This is a genomic window from Sphaerisporangium dianthi, from assembly GCF_042654065.1.
GTDB classification, from domain to species: domain Bacteria; phylum Actinomycetota; class Actinomycetes; order Streptosporangiales; family Streptosporangiaceae; genus Sphaerisporangium; species Sphaerisporangium dianthi.
The window spans coordinates 15,685-41,164 of sequence record NZ_JBHSFP010000047.1 but is presented as its reverse complement, the minus strand read 5'-3'; the positions used below and the strand labels follow the sequence as shown (position 1 = coordinate 41,164).

At 70.8% G+C, this 25,480-nt stretch carries 24 protein-coding genes; 10 read left to right on the top strand and 14 right to left on the bottom strand.

The window, feature by feature from the left end:
• Positions 1-898, top strand: an 898-nt coding sequence (locus ACFO60_RS37540; protein ID WP_380851094.1) for a hypothetical protein, incomplete at its 5' end; no start/stop codon positions are given.
• A 43-nt stretch (positions 899-941) separates the two neighbouring features.
• Positions 942-2,450 carry a protein kinase domain-containing protein gene (locus tag ACFO60_RS37535; RefSeq protein ID WP_380851091.1) on the top strand — a complete coding sequence of 503 codons (1,509 nt, stop codon included), beginning with the start codon at positions 942-944 and terminating at the stop codon, positions 2,448-2,450.
• Positions 2,451-2,507: 57 nt separating this feature from the next.
• On the opposite strand, the gene ACFO60_RS37530 is transcribed toward ACFO60_RS37535, so the two are convergent.
• From ACFO60_RS37530 to ACFO60_RS37515, 4 genes are all read right to left on the bottom strand, one after another.
• Positions 2,508-3,437 (bottom strand): RluA family pseudouridine synthase, encoded by a 930-nt coding sequence (locus ACFO60_RS37530; protein WP_380851088.1) that lies wholly within the window; start codon positions 3,435-3,437, stop codon positions 2,508-2,510.
• Positions 3,430-4,080, bottom strand: a complete 651-nt coding sequence (lspA, locus tag ACFO60_RS37525) for a signal peptidase II (RefSeq protein ID WP_380851085.1) — start codon at positions 4,078-4,080, stop codon at positions 3,430-3,432. The genes ACFO60_RS37530 and lspA overlap by 8 nt, the downstream gene beginning before the upstream one ends.
• Entirely contained in the window at positions 4,053-4,463 is a 411-nt protein-coding gene (locus tag ACFO60_RS37520; RefSeq protein WP_380851082.1) for a TraR/DksA family transcriptional regulator, read from the bottom strand. Before ACFO60_RS37520 ends, lspA begins: the two co-directional genes overlap by 28 nt.
• Positions 4,464-4,548: 85 nt before the next feature.
• Entirely contained in the window at positions 4,549-4,818 is a 270-nt protein-coding gene (locus tag ACFO60_RS37515) for a DUF167 domain-containing protein (RefSeq protein ID WP_380851079.1), read from the bottom strand.
• A 351-nt stretch (positions 4,819-5,169) separates the two neighbouring features.
• Here ACFO60_RS37515 and ileS point away from each other — a divergent pair, with 351 nt between their 5' ends.
• The 3 genes from ileS (at position 5,170) to ACFO60_RS37500 (ending at position 11,077) form a co-directional block, all read left to right on the top strand.
• Complete coding sequence (gene ileS, locus ACFO60_RS37510; protein WP_380851076.1) at positions 5,170-8,328, top strand: isoleucine--tRNA ligase; 3,159 nt, start codon at positions 5,170-5,172, stop codon at positions 8,326-8,328.
• Positions 8,329-8,715: 387 nt separating this feature from the next.
• On the top strand, positions 8,716-9,762 hold the full coding sequence (locus tag ACFO60_RS37505) for an ice-binding family protein (RefSeq protein WP_380851073.1): 1,047 nt from the start codon (positions 8,716-8,718) through the stop codon (positions 9,760-9,762).
• Positions 9,763-10,882: 1,120 nt separating this feature from the next.
• A complete protein-coding gene (locus ACFO60_RS37500; protein WP_380851070.1) occupies positions 10,883-11,077 on the top strand; it encodes a hypothetical protein in 195 nt (64 codons plus the stop codon).
• Positions 11,078-11,119: 42 nt separating this feature from the next.
• Here ACFO60_RS37500 and ACFO60_RS37495 read toward each other — a convergent pair whose 3' ends face one another.
• Positions 11,120-11,248 carry a hypothetical protein gene (locus tag ACFO60_RS37495; RefSeq protein ID WP_380851067.1) on the bottom strand — a complete coding sequence of 43 codons (129 nt, stop codon included), beginning with the start codon at positions 11,246-11,248 and terminating at the stop codon, positions 11,120-11,122.
• A 1,101-nt stretch (positions 11,249-12,349) separates the two neighbouring features.
• Between ACFO60_RS37495 and ACFO60_RS37490 the strand changes: the two genes are divergently transcribed.
• On the top strand, positions 12,350-12,499 hold the full coding sequence (locus ACFO60_RS37490) for a hypothetical protein (RefSeq protein ID WP_380851064.1): 150 nt from the start codon (positions 12,350-12,352) through the stop codon (positions 12,497-12,499).
• Positions 12,500-13,002: 503 nt separating this feature from the next.
• Positions 13,003-13,542 (top strand): hypothetical protein, encoded by a 540-nt coding sequence (locus ACFO60_RS37485; protein ID WP_380851061.1) that lies wholly within the window; start codon positions 13,003-13,005, stop codon positions 13,540-13,542.
• 109 nt (positions 13,543-13,651) lie between these two features.
• Here the strand turns inward: ACFO60_RS37485 and ACFO60_RS37480 are convergent, their stop codons facing one another.
• A complete protein-coding gene (locus tag ACFO60_RS37480) occupies positions 13,652-14,632 on the bottom strand; it encodes a threonine ammonia-lyase (RefSeq protein ID WP_380851058.1) in 981 nt (326 codons plus the stop codon).
• 479 nt (positions 14,633-15,111) lie between these two features.
• Between ACFO60_RS37480 and ACFO60_RS37475 the strand changes: the two genes are divergently transcribed.
• On the top strand, positions 15,112-16,200 hold the full coding sequence (locus ACFO60_RS37475; protein WP_380851056.1) for an ice-binding family protein: 1,089 nt from the start codon (positions 15,112-15,114) through the stop codon (positions 16,198-16,200).
• A gap of 57 nt (positions 16,201-16,257) precedes the next feature.
• Here ACFO60_RS37475 and ACFO60_RS37470 read toward each other — a convergent pair whose 3' ends face one another.
• The 3 genes from ACFO60_RS37470 to ACFO60_RS37460 all read right to left on the bottom strand — a co-directional run bounded on the left by ACFO60_RS37470 (position 16,258) and on the right by ACFO60_RS37460 (position 17,557).
• Entirely contained in the window at positions 16,258-16,425 is a 168-nt protein-coding gene (locus ACFO60_RS37470; RefSeq protein WP_380851054.1) for a hypothetical protein, read from the bottom strand.
• A gap of 163 nt (positions 16,426-16,588) precedes the next feature.
• Positions 16,589-17,065 (bottom strand): Imm26 family immunity protein, encoded by a 477-nt coding sequence (locus ACFO60_RS37465; RefSeq protein ID WP_380851051.1) that lies wholly within the window; start codon positions 17,063-17,065, stop codon positions 16,589-16,591.
• 48 nt (positions 17,066-17,113) lie between these two features.
• A complete protein-coding gene (locus ACFO60_RS37460) occupies positions 17,114-17,557 on the bottom strand; it encodes a hypothetical protein (protein ID WP_380851048.1) in 444 nt (147 codons plus the stop codon).
• Here ACFO60_RS37460 and ACFO60_RS37455 point away from each other — a divergent pair.
• Positions 17,526-18,491, top strand: a complete 966-nt coding sequence (locus tag ACFO60_RS37455) for a PhzF family phenazine biosynthesis protein (RefSeq protein WP_380851045.1) — start codon at positions 17,526-17,528, stop codon at positions 18,489-18,491. The two genes, ACFO60_RS37460 and ACFO60_RS37455, sit on opposite strands and share 32 nt — an antisense overlap.
• A 58-nt stretch (positions 18,492-18,549) precedes the next feature.
• Here ACFO60_RS37455 and ACFO60_RS37450 read toward each other — a convergent pair whose 3' ends face one another.
• A complete protein-coding gene (locus ACFO60_RS37450; RefSeq protein ID WP_380851042.1) occupies positions 18,550-20,070 on the bottom strand; it encodes an alpha/beta fold hydrolase in 1,521 nt (506 codons plus the stop codon).
• A gap of 315 nt (positions 20,071-20,385) precedes the next feature.
• Between ACFO60_RS37450 and ACFO60_RS37445 the strand changes: the two genes are divergently transcribed.
• On the top strand, positions 20,386-21,180 hold the full coding sequence (locus ACFO60_RS37445) for an SAM-dependent methyltransferase (RefSeq protein ID WP_380851039.1): 795 nt from the start codon (positions 20,386-20,388) through the stop codon (positions 21,178-21,180).
• A gap of 279 nt (positions 21,181-21,459) precedes the next feature.
• On the opposite strand, the gene ACFO60_RS37440 is transcribed toward ACFO60_RS37445, so the two are convergent.
• The 4 genes from ACFO60_RS37440 to ACFO60_RS37425 all read right to left on the bottom strand — a co-directional run bounded on the left by ACFO60_RS37440 (position 21,460) and on the right by ACFO60_RS37425 (position 25,479).
• Complete coding sequence (locus ACFO60_RS37440; protein ID WP_380851036.1) at positions 21,460-23,631, bottom strand: hypothetical protein; 2,172 nt, start codon at positions 23,629-23,631, stop codon at positions 21,460-21,462.
• 44 nt (positions 23,632-23,675) lie between these two features.
• On the bottom strand, positions 23,676-24,545 hold the full coding sequence (locus ACFO60_RS37435; RefSeq protein WP_380851033.1) for a DivIVA domain-containing protein: 870 nt from the start codon (positions 24,543-24,545) through the stop codon (positions 23,676-23,678).
• Between the two features lie 48 nt (positions 24,546-24,593).
• A complete protein-coding gene (locus ACFO60_RS37430; protein WP_380851030.1) occupies positions 24,594-24,884 on the bottom strand; it encodes a YggT family protein in 291 nt (96 codons plus the stop codon).
• 85 nt (positions 24,885-24,969) lie between these two features.
• Positions 24,970-25,479, bottom strand: coding sequence for a cell division protein SepF (locus ACFO60_RS37425; RefSeq protein ID WP_380851027.1), 510 nt, complete (start codon positions 25,477-25,479; stop codon positions 24,970-24,972).
• Between the last annotated feature and the right edge of the window lies 1 nt (position 25,480).

Below are 25,480 nucleotides of genomic sequence, written 5' to 3'. Positions count from 1 at the left end.
GCTGCGCAAGGACCCCTGGGCGCGCATGCCGGCCGCCGAGGCGGCCGAGGCGCTGCGCCGCGTCGCCGCCGGAGAGCCGGCGCGCGCCGGACGCGGCAAGGCAGTGCGGCGCGCCGAGGCCGCGCGCCGCGCCGCGCCGCAGGTCCGGCCGCCGTCCCCCGGGGTCACCGTGCCCGGCACCACGCGGACGCCCTGGTCGACGCTCGACCGGCAGCCGGCCATGGTGGGCGGCGGGTCCCGCCGGGGGCGGTCCAGGGCTGCCCTGCTCGCGGGCGTGCCGCTGCTGGCCGTCGTGGTCGGCCTCGGCGGCTGGTACGGCTACCGGCAGGTCGCCGGCTCGTCGGCCGCGTCGCCGGCGCCCACCGGCGCCTCCTCGGCGGCGGCGCCGACCGCCTCGCCGGTGGCGCCGTCGTCCTCGCCGGCACGCCCGAGCCCTTCGGGCACGTCATCCTCCGTGCCGGAGGGCTGGCGCACCCACGCCGACAAGCTGGGCTTCACCATCGCACTCCCCCGGCGCTGGGCGGCGTTCGGCCGCGGCGCCACCCGGGTGCACTTCCGCCTGCCCGGCGGCCGCGGCTTCCTGATGGTCGACACGACCCGGTGGACGGCCCGCGACCCGCTGACCGCGCTGCGGGAGGTGGAGGCGCAGGCCGTGGCCGAGCGGAGGCTGCCCGATTACCGGCTGCTCTCGCTGCGCGCGCTGACCTACCGCGGCCGGCCCGCCGCCGACTGGGAGTTCACCTGGCGGACCGGTTCCGGCCGGGCGCACGTGATCGACCGGGCCTTCGCCACGGCGGACGGGCGGCAGTTCGCGATCTACTGGCACACCACGGACAAGTACTGGAAGACGGATTATCCCCTTTTCGAGGCATTCGCGAAGAATTTTCGGCCATCCTGACTGCGAACGCATGTGACCGTAAATTCAGGGTAGCCAGCCTGACATGCCGGATTCCTCCCAGGTCACAGAACGAGTCGTGGCAGGCCGATACCGTCTGCTGGAACCAATCGGCCGAGGTGGAATGGGCACCGTCTGGCGTGCTCATGATGGGATTCTCGGCCGCGAGGTCGCCGTCAAAGAGCTGATCGCGCCACCGGAGCTCACCGGTCCCGAACGCGAGATCTTCGCGACGCGGACGTTCCGGGAGGCGCGTGCCGCCGGACGCGTCAGCCATCCCGGCGTCGCCGCCGTCTACGACGTGTTCGAGGAGAACGGGCACCCCTGGATCGTGCTGCAGCTGGTGCGCTCCGACACGCTGGGCGCCGTCGTCCGCGACGAGGGCCCGCTGCACCCGGTGCGCGTGGCCGAGATCGGGGTGGAGGTGCTCGCCGCGCTGCGCGCCGCCCACCGGGCAGGAGTGCTGCACCGGGACGTCAAGCCGGACAACGTCCTGCTGGCCAAGGGCGGCGGCCGGGCGGTGCTCACCGACTTCGGCATCGCGACCCTGGAGGACGACTCCCCCGTCACCCGCACCGGAACGCTCATCGGCACCCCGGCGTTCATCGCCCCGGAACGGGCCGCGGGCGGGCAGGCCACCCGCGCCTCCGACCTGTGGTCCCTCGGCGTCACGCTGTATGTCGCGGTAGAGGGCCGATCACCGTTCCAGCGCGGCAACCCGCTGGCCACGCTCGGCGCGGTCATGCACGACCCGCCCGCCGCGATGCGGCTGGCCGGGCCGCTCGCGCCGGTGCTGGCGGGCCTGCTGCAGAAGGACCCCGCCGAGCGGCTCACCGCCGCCGAGGCCGAGCGCTACCTGCGCATGGTCGCCGCGGGCATGCAGCCCGATCCGACGATGCCGGCCGTGCCCATGGCGCCCCCGGTGCCGGCGCAGGCGGCCATGCCGTCCCAGGAGCGACTGGCGCCCCCGCCGGTCACCGCCCCGGGAGCGGTGCCCCCGCAGGCCCGGCCGGGCGGCGGGCGCGGCATCGCCCTGGCCGGGCTCACCTCGCTGATCCTCTCGGTCGGGCTGGTGGCCGGCGGTCTCGCCTGGGTGACCGCGAGGTCGGCGGGTTCCTCCACTCCGGCGACCTCCCCGACGGTGCGGGTCACGGTGTCGGTCACACCGACCGCCGAGCCCGTCACCCGGCGCTCAAGCCAGCAGGGATACGCGCCGGAACGCAGCACGCAGCCCACCGTCCACGCCCCCGCCCCCACCTCGGCGCCCCGGCCCACCGGGAGCCGGCCTACACCGGACGGGAGCAAGGCCGGCAAGCCGTCCTCCAAGCCCTCCAAGTCCGCCGACCCCTCCCCGACCAAGCCGCCCAAGCCGACCAAGACCAAATCCGACAAGGGCGAGGACGACCCCGTGCCGCCGGGCAGCAGCAAGGGCGACGGCGGCCCCAAGGACGGCGGTCCCAAGGACGGCGGCGGCCGGAACGACGACGTCACCAACGAACAGGGTGAGGCCGGCGGCCACACGCGCGTCGTCGGCGGCCCGCTGCCGGGCCCCTGACGCGGCGACGCAGGGCCGGATCATCCGGTCCGTACTCGGGCCGCAGGAGCAGGGCCGTCAGGACTCGGCGCGGACGGCGTCCAGGGAGCGGGCCAGCTCTTCGGGGTAGTCGCTGGTGAAGGTCACCCGCTCGCCGCCCGTCGGATGGTCGAACGACAGCGAGACGGCGTGCAACCACTGGCGGGTGACGCCCAGGCGGGCCGCCAGCTTGGGATCGGCGCCGTAGGCGAGATCGCCCACACAGGGGTGCCGCGTGGCCGACATGTGCACCCTGATCTGGTGGGTACGGCCGGTCTCCAGCTTGATGTCCAGCAGCGACGCCGCCCGGAACGCCTCGATCGTGTCGTAATGGGTGATCGACGGCTTGCCGCCCGCCACGACGGCGAACCGGCCGTCACCGGCCGGGTGCCGGTCGATGGGGGCGTCGATGGTGCCGCGCAGCGGGTCGGGGTGGCCCTGGACGAGCGCGTGGTAGTGCTTCTCGACCGTGCGCTCTTTGAAGGCGCGCTTGAGCCGGGAGTAGGCGACCTCGCTCTTGGCCACCACCATGACGCCGGTGGTGTTGGCGTCCAGGCGGTGCACGATGCCCTGACGTTCGGCGGCGCCGCTGGTGGCCACCCGATGCCCGGCGCCGAGCAGGCCGCCCAGCACCGTCTGGCCCGTCCAGCCCACCGTGGGGTGCGCCGCGACGCCGATCGGCTTGTTCACCACGACGATGTCGTCGTCCTCGTAGATGACGCCCATGCCGGGGACCGGCTCGGCGACCGGCACCGGCAGGCCCGGCGGCGGCGGGATCACGACGTCCAGCCACGCGCCGGCGTGGACGCGGTCGGACTTGGCCGCGGCCGCGCCGTCCACCTGGACGTCGCCGGCGGCGATCAACTCGGCCGCGCGCGTGCGTGAGAACCCGAACAGCCGGGCCAGCGCGGCGTCCAGGCGCTCGCCCTCGAGGCCGTCGGGGACGGGCAGACTGCGCTGCTCACCCATTGTCCCGGCCCTCCTCGCCCTGCGGCGCGCCGGCGTCCGGCCGGGCGTCCTGCTCTTCGCCGGCGCGCGACCCGTCGATCTGGTAGCCCCGCCAGGCCAGGAACACCGCGAGGATGCCGCCGCACACGATCGCCGAGTCGGCCACGTTGAACACCGGGAAGCGGGTGACCGGGAAGACCTCGATCCAGTCGACGACGTGTCCCTGGAACGGCGCCGGATAGCGGAAGACGCGGTCGGTGAGGTTGCCGAGCGCGCCGCCGAGCAGCAGGCCCAGCGTGATCGCCCACGGGACGCTGCGCAGCTGCCGCGCCGTGCGCAGGATGGCGACGACCACCCCGGCCGCGATGACCGTGAAGATGATCGTCATGCCGGTGCCGATGCTGAACGCGGCGCCGGAGTTGCGGATCACGCGTAACTGCAGCACCTCGCCGATCACGCGGACGGGCTCGCGGCCCTCCAGCACGTCGACCACGATGGTCTTGGTGGCGAGGTCGAGAGCGTAGACCAGCACCGCGAGGACCGCGAGGGCGCCGATGCGCCTCGGGCGCGGCGCCTCGCCGTGCCCCGTGGCGGGGCCCGGCGGTTCCGGCGAGGGGGGCACGTCCGGCGAGGTGTTCAGCGGCGCTCCTCCCGCTGCTTGCACGACACGCACAGCGTCGCTCTCGGGAACGCCTGCAGCCGCTCCTTGCCGATCGGCTTGTGGCACGATTCGCACTCTCCGTATGTTCCTGCGTCGATGCGGACGATCGCCCGCTCGTTCTGCGCGACCAGATCTCGCGCATTCAGGGTAAGGGCGATCTCGCGTTCACGCTCATAGGTCTTGGCCCCCGCGTCCGCCTGGTCGTCGCCGGCGCTGTCGCTGATGTCGCCGGAGGCGATCTGCGACTCGGCGCGCGCGACCTCGGCGTTCAGCTCGTCGATCTCCCCGATCAGGCGTCCGCGGACCTCGGAGAGTTCCTCCGAGGTCCAGCCGGCAGCGCCACTCGTCTCCGTGGCGGTCTTGTCCGCCCGCGTCATACCGGCCATAGCGGCCTCCTCGCCGTTCCACCTGTTGAGCAGTGCGGGAAGCATAGGTCGGCCATATCGGAAGAACAAACGACGCGCCGACCGTTTACGCCATCCGTAACGCCACGGCCCTTTCGGTCAATTCCTGATCGTTGCCGGTTATCTCCACGACCTTGTCCCTGCTTGTCGCGCCGCTTACGAGCCGTATGTCCGAGCGCCGCACACCGAAGGCGACGGCCACCGCGCGCAGGGCCGCCTCGGTGGCCCTGCCGTCCACCGCGGGGGCGTTCACCTTCACCACGATCGCCTCGTCGCCGTACACGCCGCCGACGGCCTCACGGGCGGCGCCCGGACGGACCCTGATCACCAGCCTCATAATCCTGTCGGATCCTCTCCCCGTCGTGGGATATCGTGTCAGTTTGCAAGGCGTTGATGGGGACGAGTACCTCCGACCCCCTCGCACGAGCGACCCGGGGACGGTGCGAGCCCGGGGCGAGGCCCGGAGAGAAGATCACCCCGGAGCCGCCGGAGGAACGGCAGCGCCCCGATCGACGGTCGCGTGGCCCAGTAGAACCGGCAGCGATGAACAAGAGTGGGCCTCTTTTTCAGGAGATCCTTCCTTTCCGGAGATCTTCGAAGTCGAGGTCAAGGAGGGTGGTACCGCGGGGCCGTGGGCCTCGTCCCTCCACGCCATGAATGAACGCTCGCGTGGAGGTCTGGCCCTACGATGTCCGCACCCTACTTCCGCTCGCTTCCCGCGCAGGTCGACCTGCCCGCCCTCGAGGCCGAGGTGCTCGACCGCTGGCGCGACGGCAAGGTCTTCGAGCGATCACTCGAACAGAGCTCCGGCGGCCCGTCCTGGGTGTTCTACGAAGGCCCGCCCACCGCCAACGGCATGCCCGGCGTCCACCACGTCGAGGCCCGCGTCTTCAAGGACGTCTTCCCCCGCTACAAGTCCATGCGCGGGTTCCACGTGCCGCGCAGGGCCGGCTGGGACTGCCACGGCCTGCCGGTGGAGGTCGCGGTCGAGAAGGAGCTCGGCCTGTCCGGCAAGCCGGAGATCGAGGCGTACGGCATCGCCGAGTTCAACGAGCGCTGCCGCGAGTCGGTGCGGCGCCACGTCGACGCCTTCGAAGAGATGACCGAGCGCATGGGCTACTGGGTCGACATGTCCCAGGCCTATCTCACGATGAACCCGGCCTACGTCGAGTCCGTCTGGTGGTCGCTGAAGGTCATCTGGGAGAAGGACCTGCTGTTCCGCGACTACCGCATCACCCCGTACTGCCCGCGCTGCGGCACCGGCCTGTCCGACCACGAACTCGGCCAGCCCGGCGGGTACGAGAACGTCTCCAGCCCGTCGGTGTACGTCCGCATGCCGGTCACCGCCGGGCGGTTCGTGGGCTCCGACCTGCTCATCTGGACCACCACGCCGTGGACGCTCGTGTCCAACACCGCCGTCGCCGTCCACCCCGAGGTGACCTACGTGGTCGCCTCCAAGGAGGGCGAGCGGCCGGTGATCGTGGCCGAACCGCTGCTCGAGAGCGCCCTCGGCGAGGACTGGACGGCCGGCGAGCGGTTCGCGGGCACCGAACTGGAGCACGTCCCCTACTCGCGCCCGTTCGACCTGGTCGACATCCCCGCCGCCCACTTCGTCGTGCTGGGCGACTACGTCACCGTCGAGGACGGCACCGGCCTGGTCCACCAGGCGCCGGCGTTCGGCGCCGACGACATGACGGTCTGCAAGCGGTACGGCCTGCCCGTCGTCAACCCGATCGGCCCGGACGGGCGGTTCCTGCCCGACGTGCCGCAGGTGGGCGGGAAGTTCTTCAAGGACGCCGACGAGGGCCTGACCGAGGACCTCCGGGCGCGCGGCCTGCTGTTCAGGGGCAGCCACTTCGAGCACGCCTACCCGCACTGCTGGCGCTGCCACACCCCGCTGCTCTACTACGCGCTCCCCTCCTGGTACATCCGCACGACCCGCATCAAGGACCGCCTGCTCGCCGAGAACGACCGCACCAACTGGTACCCCCCGACGATCAAGGAGGGCCGCTACGGCGAGTGGCTGCGCAACAACGTCGACTGGGCGCTGTCCCGGTCGCGTTACTGGGGCACGCCGCTGCCCCTGTGGGTGTGCACGGCCGACGACTCCCATGTGACCTGCGTCGGCTCGCTGAAGGAACTCGGCGACCTCGCCGGACGCGACCTGTCGGCGCTGGACCCGCACCGGCCGTTCGTCGACGACATCGCCTTCCCGTGCCCGGTCTGCGGCGACGAGGCCCGGCGCGTCCCCGACGTCATCGACGCCTGGTACGACTCCGGCTCCATGCCGTTCGCCCAGTGGGGGGCCCCGTACGTCAACAAGGAGGCCTTCGAGGCGTCCTACCCCGGCCAGTTCATCTGCGAGGCGCTGGACCAGACGCGCGGCTGGTTCTACTCGATGATGGCCGTCGGCACCCTGGTGTTCGACAAGTCCTCCTACGAGAACGTGCTGTGCCTGGGCCTGATCCTCGCCGAGGACGGCCGCAAGATGAGCAAGCACCTCGGCAACGTGCTGCAGCCGATCCCGCTGATGGAGCAGCACGGCGCCGACGCCCTGCGCTGGTTCATGGCGACCTCCGGCTCCCCGTGGGCGCCGCGCCGGGTGGGCCACGCCGCGCTGGAGGAGATCGTCCGCAAGGTCCTGCTGACCTACTGGAACACGACCTCCTTCTTCACGCTGTACGCGGGCGCCGAGGGCTGGTCGCCGTCCCGGCTCGGCGAGGCCCCCGCGCACGCCGAGCGGCCGCTGATCGACCGCTGGGCGCTGGCCGAGCTCAACCGCACGGTGGCCGAGGTCACCGAGGCGATGGAGTCGTTCGACACCACCCGCGCGGGGCGGCGGCTCACCGAGTTCCTCGACGACCTGTCCAACTGGTACGTCCGCAGGTCGCGCCGCCGCTTCTGGTCGGGCGAGGCGTCGGCGTTCGCGACGCTGTACGAGTGCCTGGAGACCGTCACCCGGCTGATGGCGCCGCTCGTCCCATTCCTCACCGACTACGTGTGGGACGTGCTGCGCGCCCCGGACGCGCCGGCGTCGGTGCACCTGACCACCTGGCCCGAGGTGCGCGAAGATCTGCTGGACGCCGGGCTGTCGGAGCAGATGGCTCTGGTGCGCCGGCTGGTCGAGCTCGGCAGGTCGGCGCGCGCGGGAAGCGGCGTCAAGACCCGCCAGCCGCTCGGGCGCGCGCTCGTCGGCAGCCCGCGGTGGTCGTCGCTGCCCGGCTCGCTGCGCGAGCTGATCGCCGACGAGCTGAACGTGCAGGCGCTGGAGGACCTGTCGGCGTTCTCGGCCGACCTGGTGTCCTTCACCGTCAAGCCGAACTTCCGCTCGCTCGGCAAGCGGTTCGGCAGCGGCACCAAGGACGTCGCCGCCGCCGTCACCGCCGCCGACCCCGCCGAACTGGCCGCCCGCGTCCGCGCGGGGCAGACCGCGACGGTCGTGGTCGACGGCGCCGAGGTGTCGCTGACCGCCGATGACCTGGTCATCACCGAGCAGCCGCGGGCCGGCTGGGCGGTGGAGACCGGCGCCGCCGGCACGGGCACCGGCGAGACCGTGGCCCTGGATCTCACGGTCACGCCCGAGCTGATGCGCGCCGGCCTGGTCCGCGAGGTGATCCGCCTGGTGCAGGACGCCCGCAAGTCCAGCGGCCTGTCCATCACCGACCGCATCGACCTGTGGTGGACCGCCTCCGGCGACCTCGCCGAGGCCCTGCGCGCCGGCGGCGCCAAGGTCGCCGAGGAAGTGCTCGCGACGTCCATGTCCGAAGGCTCGCCCGCGGCCGGCCTCCCGGCCCACCACGAAGCCGATCTCGGCCTGACCTTCCACCTCACCCGCGCCGCCGGCTGACCTTTCAGCCCCTGCGCGGGGTGGCCGGACGTGGTGCGTGAAGGCTCTGGGACACCCCAGGGCCTTCACGCGTTCCAGGCGCGCCCTTCGGGCGTCCGGCCGGATCTGCCATATTCGACATATCAGCACGAAAAGCGAATATCAGCTTGGCGCTCGATGGCGGCGGGCCGGAAAGCCCCACCTGGAAGCTCTCCCAGGTGGGCCTTTCAGACACCTCTTTATTCGGAAATAGCATGGCGCCCCTATTTCCCGCATGTCGGATGACGGGGACCTGCGGCACCGGTTGTTAAGGTGCGAAGACATGGCGCGTCACGATAACGCCCCATGGACCGCATCACGCCTGAGGAAGAGAGCATCTTCATGACATATCCTGGGCGCCCTCGGCTCATGTCACGGAATTACGTTCGCTCTCTGCTGACAGGAGCCCTCACGATCCTGCTCGCGACGTCCGGCGTCGCCGCGACGTCTCATGGCGCGAACGCGGCCGCGACGCCGATCAACCTGGGCACGGCGGCGAACTTCGCGGTACTGGGCGGGAGCACGGTCACCAACGTCGGACTCACCACCGTCACCGGAGATCTGGGGGTCAGCCCGGGTACCACGGTGACGGGCTTTCCACCCGGCACCGTGGCCGGGACGATCCACGCGGGCGACCCGACGGCGGCGCAGGCCCAGATCGACCTGACCGCCGCCTACAACGACGCCGTCAGCCGGACTCCGGCCACTACCGTGCCCACCGAACTCGGCGGCACAACGCTCACGCCAGGGGTCTACAACTCCGCGGCCGGCACCTTCTCCATCACCGGAGCCCTGACCCTGGACGGCCAAGGCGACCCCAACGCCGTCTTCATCTTCCAGGCGGCGACCACCCTCATCACCGCGGCCGCCAGCACCGTCACACTGACCGGCGGCGCCCAGGCGTGCAACGTCTTCTGGCAGGTCGGCAGCTCGGCGACCCTGGGAGCCGCTTCCACGCTCGCAGGCGACATCCTCGCGCTCACGTCGATCACCGTGGGAGCCGGCGCGAACGTGAACGGCCGCCTTCTGGCCCGCAACGGCGCCGTCACCCTGGACTCCGACACCATCACCGCCGCCACCTGCGAACCCCCCGACCGGTCCACCACCACGACGGTGAACTCGTCGTGCGCCATCGACCAGCTGAGCCCGATCACCTTCACCGCGACCGTGAAATCTCCGTCTGGCATCGTTCCCACCGGCCCGGTCGAGTTCTTCAGCGACGGAGTCAGCCTGGGAACGGCCCAGCTCAATGCCACCGGCCACGCCGAGCTGACCGTCGCGAACCTCCCTGAAGGCGTGCATCAGATCACCGCGGTCTTCACCGGCACGATCGATTTGGACGGCAGCACCTCTCCGCCGTACACCCAGCGCGTCGACGCCCAAGGGTTCTGTCAGATAGCGGAATGCTGGACTTAGGTGCTCCGGGAATCGCGGCGTACGCACGCGGATGAGCGCCTGAGGGTATTACGCCGTGACGTCACCGCCGCCCACCATGTCCCCCTCTGACTTTCACTGATCGATCGAACGATGAAGCCTCGTGACCATTCCCGTGCGTCACTGAGGGCGCCGTTCAAGACCGCGACGACATGGGTTGACATGAATTCAAGTGATAACCGCTACTTCGTAGCCCCGCAGGCCGGCCGAATCGTCAGGACGTGGAGCGTCGCCGTGCTGATCGCCGGCGCTTTTCTGGCGACGTCGTTCCCGCCTCCGGCGAACGCGTTCAAGGACCGGCCGGGCGGCCATCACCCGAGTTCACCGGCGAAAGAGGGCAAGCATGCTCCCGGGTGCCATCACCATCCCAGCTCCCGAAGAGCGCACGGCCATGTGAAGGTCCGGTGCTGGCGGCCGTGTAAGTGCCGGAAGGAGCACTGCGGATGCCCGCACCGGCGGAAGGCCAAGAAGGGGCAGAAACGCACGACTCGGGTGACCGTCCGGTATGGCCCGACAGGCCCGAGAGGCCCGGTCGGACCACGAGGTCCTCTGGGCCTGGAGGGCCCAGAGGGCATGCCAGGCCTCGAAGGACCCGAAGGACCCGAAGGACTCGAAGGACCGACGGGCCTGCCCGGCTTGCCAGGCGCGGCAGGACCGGAAGGCCCGCAAGGCACGACAGGACCAGAGGGCCCGACGGGACCTGCGGGTCCCGAAGGTCCGCAAGGCACGCCAGGCGCGACGGGTCCGGCAGGCCCGCAAGGCACGACAGGGGCGACGGGCGCCGCAGGTCCCGCAGGCGTCGCAGGACCTGCAGGGCCGCAAGGCGCGACGGGTCCACAAGGCACAACAGGCGCGACAGGCGCGACAGGTCCAGCAGGCCCGCAAGGCGCCACGGGATCAGCAGGTGCGACAGGGGCGACGGGACCGGCAGGTCCCGCAGGCGCGGCAGGCCAGCGAGGCGAGACGGGACCGGCAGGCCCACAAGGCGTAGCAGGACCGGCAGGCCAGCAAGGCGTGGCAGGACCAGCAGGCCCACAAGGCATAGCAGGACCAGCCGGCCTCACAGGACCAGCAGGACCGCAGGGCACGGCGGGACTAGAGGGTGCGACGGGACCAGCAGGACCGCAGGGCGTGGCAGGACCGGCAGGCGCGCGGGGGGCGACGGGGGCGTCAGGACCGGCAGGCCCCGCAGGTGCTACAGGAGCACAAGGTCCAGCAGGTCAGCAAGGCGCGACAGGGCCGGCAGGCCCGACAGGTCCACAAGGCGTGGCAGGACCGGCAGGCCCACAAGGCGTGACGGGCCCAGCAGGACCACAAGGCATAGCAGGACCAGCGGGCCTCACAGGACCAGCAGGCCCGCGAGGCGCCACGGGACTAGAAGGTGCGACAGGCCCAGCAGGACCACAAGGCGTAGCAGGACCAGCCGGCGCGACAGGGGCGACAGGCCCCGTAGGTGCGACAGGAGCACAAGGTCTAACCGGTCCCGCAGGACCACAAGGCGCCACAGGGCCGGCGGGACCCCAAGGCGCCACGGGACTGGAGGGCGCAACAGGACCAGCAGGACCACAAGGCGCGGCAGGACCAGCGGGCATCACAGGACCGGCAGGCCCACAAGGCGTGACGGGCCCAGCAGGACCACAAGGCGTAGCAGGACCGACAGGCCCGATCGGTCCACAAGGCGCGAGGGGACTGGAGGGTGCAACCGGACCAGCAGGACCACAGGGTGCGACGGGCCCAGCGGGCCTCACAGGACCAGCAGGCGCGACGGGGGCGACCGGGCCGGCGGGCCCCGCAGGTGCTACAGGACCACAAGGTCTAACCGGTCCCACAGGACCACAAGGCGCCACAGGACCGGCGGGACCGATCGGTCCACAAGGCGCGACGGGACTGGAGGGTGCAACCGGACCAGCAGGACCACAGGGTGCGACGGGCCCAGCGGGACCGATAGGTCTGCAAGGCGTGGCGGGACCGGCAGGCCCCGCAGGTGCAACAGGAGCACAAGGTCTAACCGGTCCCACAGGACCACAAGGCGCGGCAGGACCAGCAGGACCACGGGGCGTGGCGGGACCGGCAGGTCCGCAAGGTGCGACCGGACTGGAGGGTGCGACGGGACCGGCAGGCCCCGCAGGTGCTACAGGAGCACAAGGTCTAATCGGTCCCGCAGGTCCGCAAGGTGCGACCGGACTGGAGGGTGCGACGGGACCGGCGGGACCGCAAGGCGTGGCAGGTCCGCAAGGCGTGGCAGGACCAGCGGGCCCACAAGGCACCACAGGACCGGCGGGACCACAAGGCACCACAGGACCGGCGGGACCACAAGGCGCCACAGGACCGGCAGGAGCGCAAGGCGCCACCGGAGCAGCAGGGGCGACCGGACCGGCAGGCCCCGCAGGTGCTACAGGAGCACAAGGCCTAACCGGTCCCGCAGGTCCAGCAGGTCCGCAAGGTGAGACGGGACCGGCGGGACCGCAAGGCGCTACAGGCCCAGCCGGGCCGATAGGTCTGCAAGGTGTGGCAGGACCACAAGGCGCAATAGGTCCGGCCGGACCCCAAGGCACCACGGGACTGGAGGGTGCAACGGGACCAGCAGGACCGCAAGGCGTGGCAGGACCGGCGGGACCACAAGGCGCCACAGGACCGGCAGGAGCGCAAGGCGCCACCGGAGCAGCAGGGGCGACCGGACCGGCAGGCCCCGCAGGTGCTACAGGAGCACAAGGCCTAACCGGCCCCGCAGGTCCAGCAGGTCCGCAAGGTGAGACGGGACCAGCGGGACCGCAAGGCGCTACAGGCCCAGCCGGGCCGATAGGTCTGCAAGGTGTGGCAGGACCACAAGGCGCAATAGGTCCGGCCGGACCCCAAGGCACCACGGGACTGGAGGGTGCAACGGGACCAGCAGGACCGCAGGGCGCCACAGGACCGGCAGGAGCGCAAGGCGCCACAGGCCCAGCGGGACCGATAGGCCCGCAAGGCGTGGAGGGACCGGCAGGCCCGCAAGGCGCCACGGGAGCCACCGGGCCGGAAGGGCCGGTCGGACCTCAAGGCGCCACGGGAGCTACGGGAGCTACGGGAGCCACAGGGGCCACGGGAGCTACCGGGCCGGCGGGGTCGGTTACCTGTTTTGGTGATTATTGGGGAGTTATCGGCCGCAACTCGGACGGAGGCCCGAGCGCTGTCTACCGGGTCGGCCCCTGGGGCCGGAGCCCCGCCACCAACTCCTCGGCCGACGTGCCGCCACCCTACGGCGTCGGCAGCTTGGGGCTCATCGTCGGCGACAGCCCCGACAAGATCGCCTTCGGCAACGAGACGACGTTCGCCGAGTTGCCGGTCAGCGATCTCATCACCCTGAAGTACTGGGCCTTCGCGGGCACCAACTCTCCGGCGGAGGTCAGGGTGCCGAGCCTGAGCATCGAGGTCGATCCCAACGTGGGCGCAACGGACCTGACGACCCTGATCTATCTGCCGGACACCTCCACCAGCCCGTCGGCTCCAGCCACCCGGCTTCCCAACACCTGGCAGCAGTACGACGCCGGCGCTGCCGGCAGCCAGTGGTACGCCACCGGGGCGACAGGCACCCTGATCAACTGCACGCTCATCGCCCCATGCTCGTTCGACGACCTGAAGGCCAGGCTGCCGAACGCGGTGATCACCCTGAGTCTCGGCTTCATTGAGGACACCGCCTTCATCGGCGCGATCGACGGGCTGCAGGTGAACAACACGGTCTATGACTTCGAGCCCCTCGGGGTGCGGAAGCTGGCCGTGCCGTAGCCCGCCTGCCTGTCGACCTCGTCCACCCTGACGGCGGGAGCAGCCGGTCCCGTCCACCCTGATGACGGGGAGCAGCCGATCCCGTCCACCCTGATGGCGGGAGCAATTGTCAAGAATCGTGGATGGGAGGCGCGCCGACCCAGCGGTGGTAGGCATCCATGTCGACGTTGCCGCCGCACACGATGGTGACCACGTGCCGGCCGGCGAAGCGGTCACGGTCTTCGAGGATCGCCGCGATGCCGAGCGCGGCCGACGGTTCGACGACGAGGCCGGCATGGTGGAGGAGCATCCGCATACCGGCGACGATCGACGCCTCCTGGACAAGGACGGCGTCGTCAGCGACCAGGAGGAGGTCGGCCAGGACGGCCGGGATCGGTCGCCGGCCGGCGACGCCGTCGGCGATGGTGCTGGTCGGGCCGGTGGTGACGACACGCCGTTCGCGCCAGGACAGCGTCATCGCCGGTGCGCCCAGCGGCTGGACGCAGATCACCTCGGCACCGGGCGCGCGGGCCTTGATCACATGACCGACACCGGTGGCGAGCGCCCCGCCACCGAGGGCGATCAGGACGACGTCGAACGACGGCACGGTGTCCACCAGTTCCAGGCCGATGGTCGCCGCGCCCTCGCAGGTCTCGATGTCCAGGCTGTCTTCGACCAGCCGGACGCCGTGGTGCCGCGCGACGGCCGACGCCCGCTCGCGGGCCATGTCGAAGTCGCCGTCGACCAGTTCCACACTGGCGCCCAAGGCACGGATGCGATCAAGCTTGGCCGCCGGCGCGAAGCGGGATGCCACGACGGTGACGTCGAGCCCACGGCCGCGACCGGACCAGGCGAGGGCTTGGCCAAGGTTGCCCGCGCTGGCGCACACCACGGCTCGCGAGCCGCTGCCGGCGAGGAGGCTCGCGATGAGCTCGGTGCCGCGGGCCTTGAAGCTGCGGACCGGGTTCGCCGTTTCGAGCTTGATGCTCACCGTGCACCCAAGGCCGGGCTCCAGCGCCTCGCAGCGGTACAGCGGTGTGTCGAGAAAAATCGGATCGATGACCTCGCGAGCCGCCTGGATCCGAGCAATATCGAGGCGCGTTCTCTGCACGAAAGAGCAGTCTAACCTCGACGATTCCGGGCCGCCGTCGCCGTGAAAGCGTCGAACTTGTCATGGCGAGCGCTATGTCCGCTCTGATGACATCGCCGCCACCTGGAGCGGGACGGACGGTGTCTCGTGGCGCTCGTATGACGGCGCCCTGGTCTTGTCGAGTACTATAACGGATCAATAACGGCTGCGACCAGGGTCACCGGCGATCTCCTCCCGCCTTGAGTCTTGCTACGGATGTGGGGCGCATGAGGAATCTCGTGTCGGCGGCGCTGCGGCGTGCCGGATTTTCGACGCCGGCCAACGACCCGGTGCTGAAGATGAGGCGAACCCCATCCCGGACCCTCCGGCCGAGAATCCTCCCTGAGGCCCACCGACCGAGAATCCTCTCGACGACCCTCAGGACGAGAATCCTCTCGACGACCCGCCCGCCGGGAATCCTCCCGGGAGCTCACCGGCCGAGGGTTTTCCAGTTGGCGGGGTTGGCGTTTCTGCCCGCCGCGGCTGTGCTCATCGCCGTGCCGTCCAGCACGAACGCCGCGCAAACGCCGGTGCAGCTCCAAACCGCTCGCGCTTTCGCGGTCATGGCCGGGAGCACCGTCACCAACACCGGCGCCACCACCGTGACCGGTGACCTCGGGCTCAGCCCGGGCACCGCGGTGACCGGCTTTCCCCCCGGCACCGTGACCGGCACCATCCATGCCGCCGACGCCACCGCCGCCCAGGCCCAGGCAGACCTGACCACCGCCTACACCGACGCCGCCGGCCGGACCCCGACCGCCACCGTGGCGACACAACTCGGCGGAACCACCCTGACGCCCGGCGTCTACAACTCCGCGGCCGGCACCTTCGCCATCACCGGGAACCTGACCCTGGACGCCCAAGGCGACCCCACCGCCGTCTTCATCTTCCAAGCCGCCTCCACCCTCATCACCGCCTCCGCCGGCACCGTGACCCTCACCGGCGGCGCCCAAGCCCACAACGTGTTCTGGCAGGTCGGCAGCTCGGCCACGCTGGGCACCGACTCCAGCTTCGCCGGGAACATCCTCGCCCTGACCTCCATCACCCTCACCACCGGCACAAGCCTCACCGGCCGCGCCCTGGCCCGCAACGGCGCCGTCACCCTGGACACCAACGCCATCGTCAAACCCACCGGCGCCCTGTTCATCAGCGTCCCCTCCAACGCCGACCTCGGATCCGCGACGGCCGGAGCCGCCACCGTGTCCGCCCACCTCGGCGACGTCACCGTGACCGACACCCGCGACACCCCCGTCGCCACCTGGACCACCACCGTCAGCTCCACCGACTTCACCACCGGCGGCGCCACCCCACCGGAAACCATCTCCAAGGGATCGATCGGCTACTCTCCAGGCCCGGCCACCAGCACCACCGGCGACGCCACCTTCACCCCCGCGGCCACCGGAAGCCTCAGCTCACCGCGTACCGCGTTCTCCGCCTCCGACGGCACAGGCGACAACTCCGCCACCTGGAACCCGACGATCACCGTGACCCTGCCCACCGACGTCGTCGCCGGGACCTACACCGCCACCATCACCCACTCGGTCACCTGAGGCTCGGGCCGATCACCGAAGTCCAGGCGAGCGTAGCGACGCAGGCCGGAGCCGAGTTCACGGCCGCACGCGGCGGCGGCCGCCGCCGCGTGCGAGGCCCGCATGCCGTCCCACCCCACGGCAGGTCAGCGGGGTGGGCCTGCCGGCGCCGCGTGGATCGACGAACAGCAGGTCGTGGTCCTGCAGCAGGGCGCGGTACCGCCCGGCGTAGTCGCGATGGTCCATGGGCGCGACGCCTGGTCCACCAGGTCCGAGAAAGACACATCGGTCTCACCCGGTACTGGCTTGATCGGGCCACCCACCCATTGTCCGCACCAGTTCGACCACCACCTCTGGACCATGGCCATGAGGACGTGACCGGTTCAGCAGGCGAACGCGTCGACGATGGTCAATCAGAACTCGTGATGCCCAGCGCTCTGCTCACCTCAAAGTCGATCCCGCCGTAAGCCTGTATACCCCATACACCACATGGCTCGTATCGCTCCTTGAGCTGATTTCCCCATTCATCATAATAGCTATCCCAGGTGATGGAATAGAAGCAGTGGCGCGGCAGTGAATCCGTCTCGGTTGGTTCAACGTGCCCGATCGTCTCAAAGTAGCCCAGCCGCCATGGCATGCTATTGATGAAGAAGGGAGGTATCAGCAGCTCATCCCTCCGCAGGTCGCCTGCGTCCACGGACTTGTCAACCGAACACAAGGAGTAGATGTAACAGAGAAGCGCCGCGGAGGTGTGCGGATGCTCCTCAGGCAGACCAGCCAGCATCACTCGTCCGAACACATACCCGACGCCCTTGACGTCGAGCGCGAAGATGTCGGCCGCCCGCGGACGCACACGCGACGCACGCATCTTCCGAAAATCACCCACAATGACACCTTACCGTCAAAGGTTCGGCTTGTTCTTACAAATCACCACTCACCCTATTGCAGCATTCCGATACGGTACCGGCCTGCGAGTGATTCTAATTTCGAAGCGCGAGAACGGGCGGGACGAGACAAAGATGACCATGCTACGTACGCTGCGGCGGGAGGAGGCCGGGTCGCCTTCGGCGCCACGACGGCCGGGAAAGGCGATGTCGTCGCCATTGATGCCGCTGGCCGGATCCACCACGAGTACGAGCATCTGATGCCGCTGCCCGGCATGACCGGCGAGGTCGCGGACATGGCTCTTAGCGCAGGACAGTCGAGCGGTTTCATCCACGACGTACCTTCGGCGGCACAGGCGGTCGGTGAGGTCGGTGAGGTCGGTGACATCGCGGCGCAGGCCGCCGCCGTGATCGAGCAGATGAGCTGCGCGACGCGGCACGTAACAGATCGGCGCAATGCCGATGAATGACGTCGATCGTGTGCCGGTCAGCATCGTCAACGCCTGTCTGCGTGACGGTCGCGGCGGCAGCCCGACAGCCGTCCTCGGCGAGTCCGCCGCCGGGCCGCCCCGGCGAGCATCACCGACCGGGGCTTCGCCACCTGCGGCTTCACTGACCGACGCCGAACGCAGCCGGGTGCCCGCCCGCTTCGGCACCTCGCATGCCGTCTTCGTGACGCGCCGCGATTCTCGAAGCGCTCTCGGCGCGCCAAAGCAGTGTCAGAGCCTGATCGGCGCCGACGAATCCACAGTCGACGTGCGCTTTTTCACTACCGAGGGAGAACTGCCCGCCTGCGGCCACGGCACTGTCGCCGCCATAGCCTTCCTTGCCGAGCAGTGCGGGGGCGCCGAACACCGGTTCCGGCTGCGTGCTTCGGGGCGCAGCTTCGCCGGTCATGCCGTGCGTGAGGGCGACGTCATTCATGCCGCCTTCGACCCCGGCCCCGTCACGTTACGCGATCCCACCCCGGTCGAGACCGACCGCGTGATCGCCGCCCTCGGCATCGCCTCCGACCTGCTCGCCCCTGGCCCATGCGTCGCCTCGCTGGGCCGGACTCGGATGCTGATTCCGATCACCACACCCGAGGCCGTCGCGGCCCTGGCCCCCGACCTCGACCGGCTTCGCGCCGCCTGCGACCAGCTCGGACTGCTCGGATGCTATGTCCATTCGGCGCCGACGAGCGCCGGCCGGGTCGTGGCCCGCATGTTCGCCCCCTCGATCGGCGTTCCCGAAGACATCGCCAACGCCAACAGCACCGCCTGCCTGGCCGCCCACCTCGCCGACCGCGGTGTCACCGACCTCACCGTTGAGATGGGTGACGCGCTCGGCAGCCCCGCCACCATCACCGCCTCCGCCCGCGAAAGCGCGGGCAGGCTGGAGTTGCTGGTAGGCGGTGCTGCGATCATCACTCGCACCGGCACCCTCTGAGCCATGTGGCGAACATCATGCGTAGCGCGCGGCGACGACCACCGCCCGGCAGACCGGGTCAGGTCAGGGAACGGTCCGGCGGGTGGACGGGCACCGGTGGGATCCGGCGCAGGCAGGCGGGGTCGGCGACGCGCCTGTGGCGGATGAACCACGTTTCCAGGGAGACCACGCACGCCGAGGCCCTCGGGTCGTTGTCGGCGACGTGCCCGGCGCTCGGCACCTCGATCACCTGCGCGCGGCGGTACTGTGCCGCCGCCGCCAGCGCCTCCTCGGTCGGGGTGCCGGTGTCCAGGTCCCCCGACAGCACCAGCACGGGCACGTCCGGCAACCGGCCGGGACGGTGCTGCGGCCGCTCCCTGTGGTCCGGCCAGCGGATGCACAGGTCCCCGAGGTCGACGATGCCGCCGATCCAGGCGCTCGGGGTGAACGGCCGGTAGTCGCGGGAGTCCAGGCGAGCGAGCAGCGCGCCGTACTGCCGGGTCCGCGTGGGGACGGAGGCGTGCCGGCTCCACAGCACCGGATAGTCGTTGCAGGCGATGGTGACGAACATCGGCATGCTGAAGGCGCCGCCACCCGAGAGCCCGCCGATCGGCCGCACCTGCTCCGCCAGCCCCGTCAGCGGGCCGAGGTCCCGGTGGACCGCCATGCGCAGCGCGGACGGCAGCCGGCCGAACAGGTCCACCCTGCTGGAGGTGAGCTTGTAGACCGTGCTCGCCAGCGTGGTCTCGTCCAGGACGGCGCCCCCGGCGTACCGCATAGGACGTGCGTCCAGCCGGGCGGCCATGACCGTCAGGTCGTCCATCACCTCTCCCCCGTCGCACGCGCCGTGCGAGCGGTGGCACAGCAGGCGCACGGCTCTGCGCATGGCCCGCGCGGACGGCCGTCCCAGCATGTCGAAGTCCAGCGGATAGGCGGCGGACAGCACGATCGAGCGGACGTGACCCGGATGCCGCCTGGCGTAGACGGTCATCAGATAGGTGCCGTAGGACTGGCCGAGCAGGTCGAGGCGGTCGATGCCGAGATGCGCGCGGACCGCGTCGATGTCGTCCGCGGCGGCGGCCGTGGTGTAGTGACGCAGGCCGGAGCCGAGTTCGCGGCCGCACGCGGCGGCGGCCGCGACCGCCGCCGCGTGCGAGGCCCGCATGTCGTCCCATCCCGCCGACCGGCAGGTCAGCGGGGTGGACCTGCCGACGCCGCGTGGATCGACGAGCAGCAGGTCGTGGTCCTGCAGCAGGTCGCGGTACCGCCCGGTGTAGTCGCGATGGTCGATGACCGCGATGCCTGGTCCGCCGGGGTTGGGGAGGAGCGTCCCCTTCGCCGCGCGCGAGGTGTCCCGCCGGTACACGAGCCTGTAGGCGACGGTCGTCGTCCCGGCCGACGGGTGACCCCGGTCCAGCGGGACGCGCAGGGTCCCGCAGAGCGTCCCTGGAGGACAGTCCGGGGTCTCGCCGGGTGCGGGGGCCGGGCCTGCGGCGACCCGTACGGTCGCGCTGGCGCGAGCGGGCACGGCCGCGTACGGCGACGGCAGGATCACGGCCCCGGCCACCAGTGCCGCGAGAACGGCTCTCACTTGGCGCATGTCCCGATCCTCCGTCGCCGGTGGCCGCTTCCCCGGCACCGACGCCACCGTCCGTACGTCAAGATCGCCAAATGAACGGCTCGGCCTTACGTCCCGGCCCGTCGTCAAGGCCGGAGACGGCCGGCGGAACGAGACGGCGCCTCCGGGCCAAGACGAGGGAGTGAAGGATGGCGAACGGCCCTCGTCAAGATCGTGCCGGCCCTAGGGTGTGAACCATCCCATTCGCGACGCGGATGCCCCTCGGCTCGGGCGCCGACGCCTGATCCTCGCCCGGCGGGCTCCGCATGACTACCGGCGGAGCCCACCTTGGCGGACTTGAATCCCTCCATCCCGGCGGACATCGACACGACGCGCCCCAGCGTCGCCCGGATGTACGACTACTACCTCGGCGGCAAGGACAACTACGAGGTGGACCGGGCCGCCGTGGACCGCGTGGAGCAGGCCATGCCCGAGATCCGGCTGCTCGCGCAGGAGAACCGCGCGTTCCTGCGCCGCGCCGTGCGCCACATGGCCCGCCAGGGCATCCGCCAGTTCATCGACATCGGCTCCGGCCTGCCCACCGCCGGCAACACCCACGAGATCGCCCAGTCGGTCATCCCCGACGCCCGCGTCGTCTACGTCGACCGCGACCCCATCGTGCTGGCCCACGGCCGCGCCCTGCTCGCCACCGACGGCAACACCCGGGTGGCCGGCGCCGACATGCGCAGCCCCGAAGACGTCCTCGGCCACCCCGACACCCGTGCACTCATCGACTTCGACGCCCCCATCGGCGTCCTGCTCATCGCCATGGTGCACTTCCTGACCATGGAGGAGCAGGCGGGCATCATGGGCACCCTGCACGACGCCCTGGCCCCCGGCAGCCACATAGCCGCCACGCACGTCACCCGCGACGGCCACGCCGCCGAGGCGGTCGAGAAGATCGAGTCCGTCTACGCCGCCACCCCGACGCCGATCTACTTCCGCGAGCACGCCGAGGTCGCCCGCTTCTTCGACCGGTTCACGCTGGTCGACCCGGGCCTGGTCACCATCGACGCCTGGCACCCCGACCCCGACGACCCCGCCCCGGCCGCCACCAAGTGGCTCTACGGCGCCGTCGCCCGCAAGGACTGACCTCCGTCCCTTCGCCCTTCCCCACGGCTACGGACTCCGTATCAGGAGTCCGTAGATCGCACCGTCCTCATGCGGGAAGGCAACGGCCGATCTCCTGCCGGCCGGCCGTTCATCCAGACGTCAGCGGCAGACGTACTGGTCGATCTCTCCTCCGGCGCCCGCCACGACCGGCCACTCGACCACTTCCGGGCTCAGAGATGTGCCCTTCTCCAGCACGTCATCAGCGTCGCGGAACTCCTGAACGATAGGGGAGGCGCTCCCTGGCCGGCGGGCGATGGGTCAGTAGTGGTCGCAGACGGAGCAGTGGGTGAGGCCGGTGGCTTCGGCGTCGGCCTGGGACATCGTCTCCAGCGTTCCGGGGTCCGAGCCCTTGATCAGCGGGCAGGCGGCGCTGTGGTAGCGCCGGGTGCCGGGGATGACCTTGACGATGCCGGGGCGGCGGCGATCACCGGATGAGCCGCCCTTGCCGGACGCGCCCGCGGATCCCTCGTCGCGCTCACCGCCGGACGGGCCCGAGGGCGCCTCGTCGCCCTTGCCGGACGTGGACGTGCCCCTCGGGCTCGCGGGCTTGGTCCCCGTTCCTGTCGGCGCGCCGCTCGCCGTGCCGGACCTGTCGCCGGTCCTGGACGACGCGTCACTCGCCCGGCCGGGCTTGCCTGCGGTCTGCGCCGGCGCCTTGTCCGCCTTGGCGGAGCCGATGGCGGGGAACGTCGTGGTGTCCGCCGACTCGTCGTCGGCGAGGTCGTCGCCCTTCGCGGGAGCGCTGCCGCCCGTCGCGGAACCGGTGGACGGCCTCGCCGTGGCGGCGGGCTTCGCGTCGCTCGCCGGCTTCGTCCCGGATGTCGCTCCGGCGGTCTTCGACTCGCCGGAGCGCTCGGGTTTGGCGTCCTTCGCCGGTGCGCCCGTTCTGCGCGAGGTTTCGTCCCCCGCACGGGACGGGCCGCCGACCACGATCACAGATGCGTCGTCGCCGCCGGAGTCGCCACCGGCCGGCCCGCTCGAAGCCTTGGACGACTCGGCCGCTGCTTTGGACGACCCGCCGGACGCCTTGGGCCGTTCGGCCGCAGGTGCGGACGACCCGCTCGACGGCTTGGCCGGCTCGGTCGCGGGTTTGGCCGGCTCGGGACGCTTGAACGCCTGGAAGGGAGAGGACGCCTCGGGGACCGCCGGAGGCGCGGGGAGGGGGACGGCGGAGCGGGAGGGCGACGTGGACCCGGAGGGGCGGGAGGAGGCGGAGGAGTCGGCGTCGGAGGAAGCGGGCCGGAGAGGGCTCCCGGCACGCCCGGGGGTCTTCTCCTGCTGCTCTTTCGCCGGCTCGCCACGCGGATGGGACACCGGCCGCGTCTCGTCCGGCCGGTAGCCCGGCCCGGGTCGCGAGGACTCCTCCGACCGGGACCTGCTCGCGGGCGAGGACTCGGACGTGCCCGAGGACGGGGACGTGCGGGCCGAGCCGGAGTCCGATGCGCCGGGGGACGTGGAGTCGCGTTCGGACCCGGCTCCCGACGGGCGGGCGGACTCTGACGCGCTCTTGCCCTTGGTCGCACCCTTGTCCGTTTCCGCGCGGTCGCGCTCGGCGCCCGCAGTGCGGGCGGACTCGGACCGCGAAGATGGGCGGTCGGCGGACTCGGACCGCGAAGACGAGGAGGAGGAGTCGGCGGCGCGAGAGGAGGAACCGTCGGGGCGGGAAGCCGAAGGAGCCTCGGACGGGGAGGCTGCGGGAGCGCCCGGGCGGGAGGACGACGGCGCGGCTGGACGGGAGGACGAGGTGGTGGCAGCGGCCTCCTCAGGCGGAGAGGCGGCCGTGGAAGGGCCGCCGGCGCCCGTGAGGCGGTCAGAGGTGGGGGGTGCGGGGGGCTTGTAGCCGTCGGGGAGGCAGGTGGTGCAGGCGGTGAAGCCCTCCTCCAGCGCCTCCTCGTGGGTGAGCTCCTCGGTGTCGCGCCCGGCGAGCTGGCGGCAGCCGGGCAGATGGAACCGCTTGCGTCCGGGCACCACCAGGACGATCGCGTCGGGGGACGGCCCCCCTCGCGCGCCCGCGGCGGCCGGGCCCCGGCCCGGCCCCGCCGCGGGGAATCCCCGCTGCGACCCCAGGGTGGTGGTCTGGTGCGCCAGGTGCGGCGTGGCCATGGGATGGCCGAAGGGAGAGGACGGCCCTCGGGGCGGCCCGGCGGTGGCGGCCATTCCGGATCGCTCCGGGCCCACCGTCATGGTTCGCCCCATCACGCCGCCGCCGACGCCCGCGCCCACTGGAGGCATGGACGAGACCGCTTCCGCCGGCGCGCCACCGGATGGGAACAGCTCGTGACGCCGCAACAGCGCCCCGATCATCAGGAAGAGCGCGGACAGCACGCTGACCACGATCGACCACATGACCAGAACCGCTGTCCCGGTCACCACGCCCGCGACCAGAAGGCCGAAGGCGAGGACGACCAGAATGGCGCTGACGTAGATCACAGGTGCTCCAAGACGCGGGTCGGTGACTGCCCTGACCCGTTACCTTAACGGCGGTCGTTGTGCGGGCCGTCAACTCCCTGGAAGGCGCCGGAGTGCTGCGAGGGCTCGGGGGCGAAGGGGTTGTTCGGGTTGCCCTGCAGCTGCTGCTGACCACCCTGCGGGACCGCGTGGGACATGGCCGGAGCCCCGCCCATCTGCGCGCCCACGACGGGGAAGCCGCCGCTGGCCTCGGCGGAGACGTTGAGCTCGGCGAGCTGGTTCTCGAGGTAGAGCTTGAGCCTGCTGCGGTATTCGCGCTCGAAGCTGCGCAGCTCTTCGACCTTGCGCTCGAGCTCGTCGCGGGTCTGCACCAGCGAGCCCATCGCCTGGCGGTGGCGCTCTTGGGCGTCGCGCTCGAGGGTCTCGGCACGGGCGCGCGCGTCACCGATGATCTGCTCGGCCTGGCGGCGGGCCTTGCCGAGGACCTCGTCCGCCTCGCGGCGGGCGCGGGTCACCGTCTCGTCGGCCTCGCGGCGGGCGTCGGCGATCGCCTGGTCGGCGGTCTGCTGCGCCAGTGCGAGCACGCGGGCGGCGGTGTCCATGTTGTCCTCGGCCGGGGGCATGCCCATGCCGACGGGAACCGGCTCGGGCCTGATCGGCTCCGGCGGCTTCATCGGCTCCGGCTGAGGCATCATCATCTCGGGCTTGGGCTCGGCGACCGGGGCCGGCGCCATGCTCATGCCCATGCCACCTGGCACCTTGCCACGCAGGCACTCGGTGAGTTTCGCCCGAAGCTCCTCGTTCTCCTGGATGAGGCGGTCGAGTTCGGCCTCCACCTCGTCCAGGAAGGCGTCGACCTCTTCCTCGTCGTACCCCGGCCTCAGCCGGGTCGTACTGAACTGCTTGTTCCGCACATCAGCGGGCGTCAGCGGCATTTCGGTCTCCTTGGCGCGCTCGGAGTCTGTCCGGAGGACGGTACCCGATCAAAAACGAAGCGCGGACACGATTTGGATCATGACCAAGACCACAATGAACAGCACTGTGAAGCTTAGGTCAAAGGCCACCGTACCCAACCGGAGGGGCGGAATGAAACGGCGGAGGAACTTGAGAGGTGGATCCGTCGCCGTGTATGTGGCTTCCGCCAGCACCAGGACTACCCCCCGGGGGTGCCAGGAGCGGGCGAACAACTGCACCGCATCGAAGATCATCCTGCCGATCAGCAGAACGAGGTAGATGTACAGGACGGTGACCAAGATGTTGCTAACGATCCCCACGGTCGCGCCCTGCCTCCTCCATCCCGATCTGCCGACCTCGGTCTGGGTGGGCCATGTCTGGCCGTTCACTGCTCATGGTGGAACTCTAGCTCTGGTTGAAGAACCCTCGTTCCGCGATTCGGGCCTTGTCCTCGGCGGTCACCTCGACATTGGCAGGGGACAACAGGAACACCTTGTTGGTAACACGTTCAATGCTTCCATGTAGGCCAAAGACCAGACCTGCCGCGAAATCAACAAGCCGCTTCGCGTCACTGTCGACCATTTCAGTCAAATTCATGATGACAGGTGTGCCCTCGCGGAAGTGCTCTCCGATGGTGCGCGCCTCGTTGTAGGTGCGCGGGTGCAGGGTCGTTATGCGCGCCAGATCGGTCGTACGGCGCTCGACGACGGCGGCCCCCGCCCGAGGGGCCGGAACGGCGCTCTCAACCTCTTCCTGGCCCTCTTGGGGCGTTCCAAGCACCCGCTCGTCACCGCGGCGGCGCTCGACGTAGTCGTCGGTGTAGTCGTCGTCATCGGCGTAGTTGCCGTAGTCCGGGTAGCGGTCGTCCTCAACGAGACCGAGGTAGACCGCCATCTTGCGCATCGCGCCGGCCATC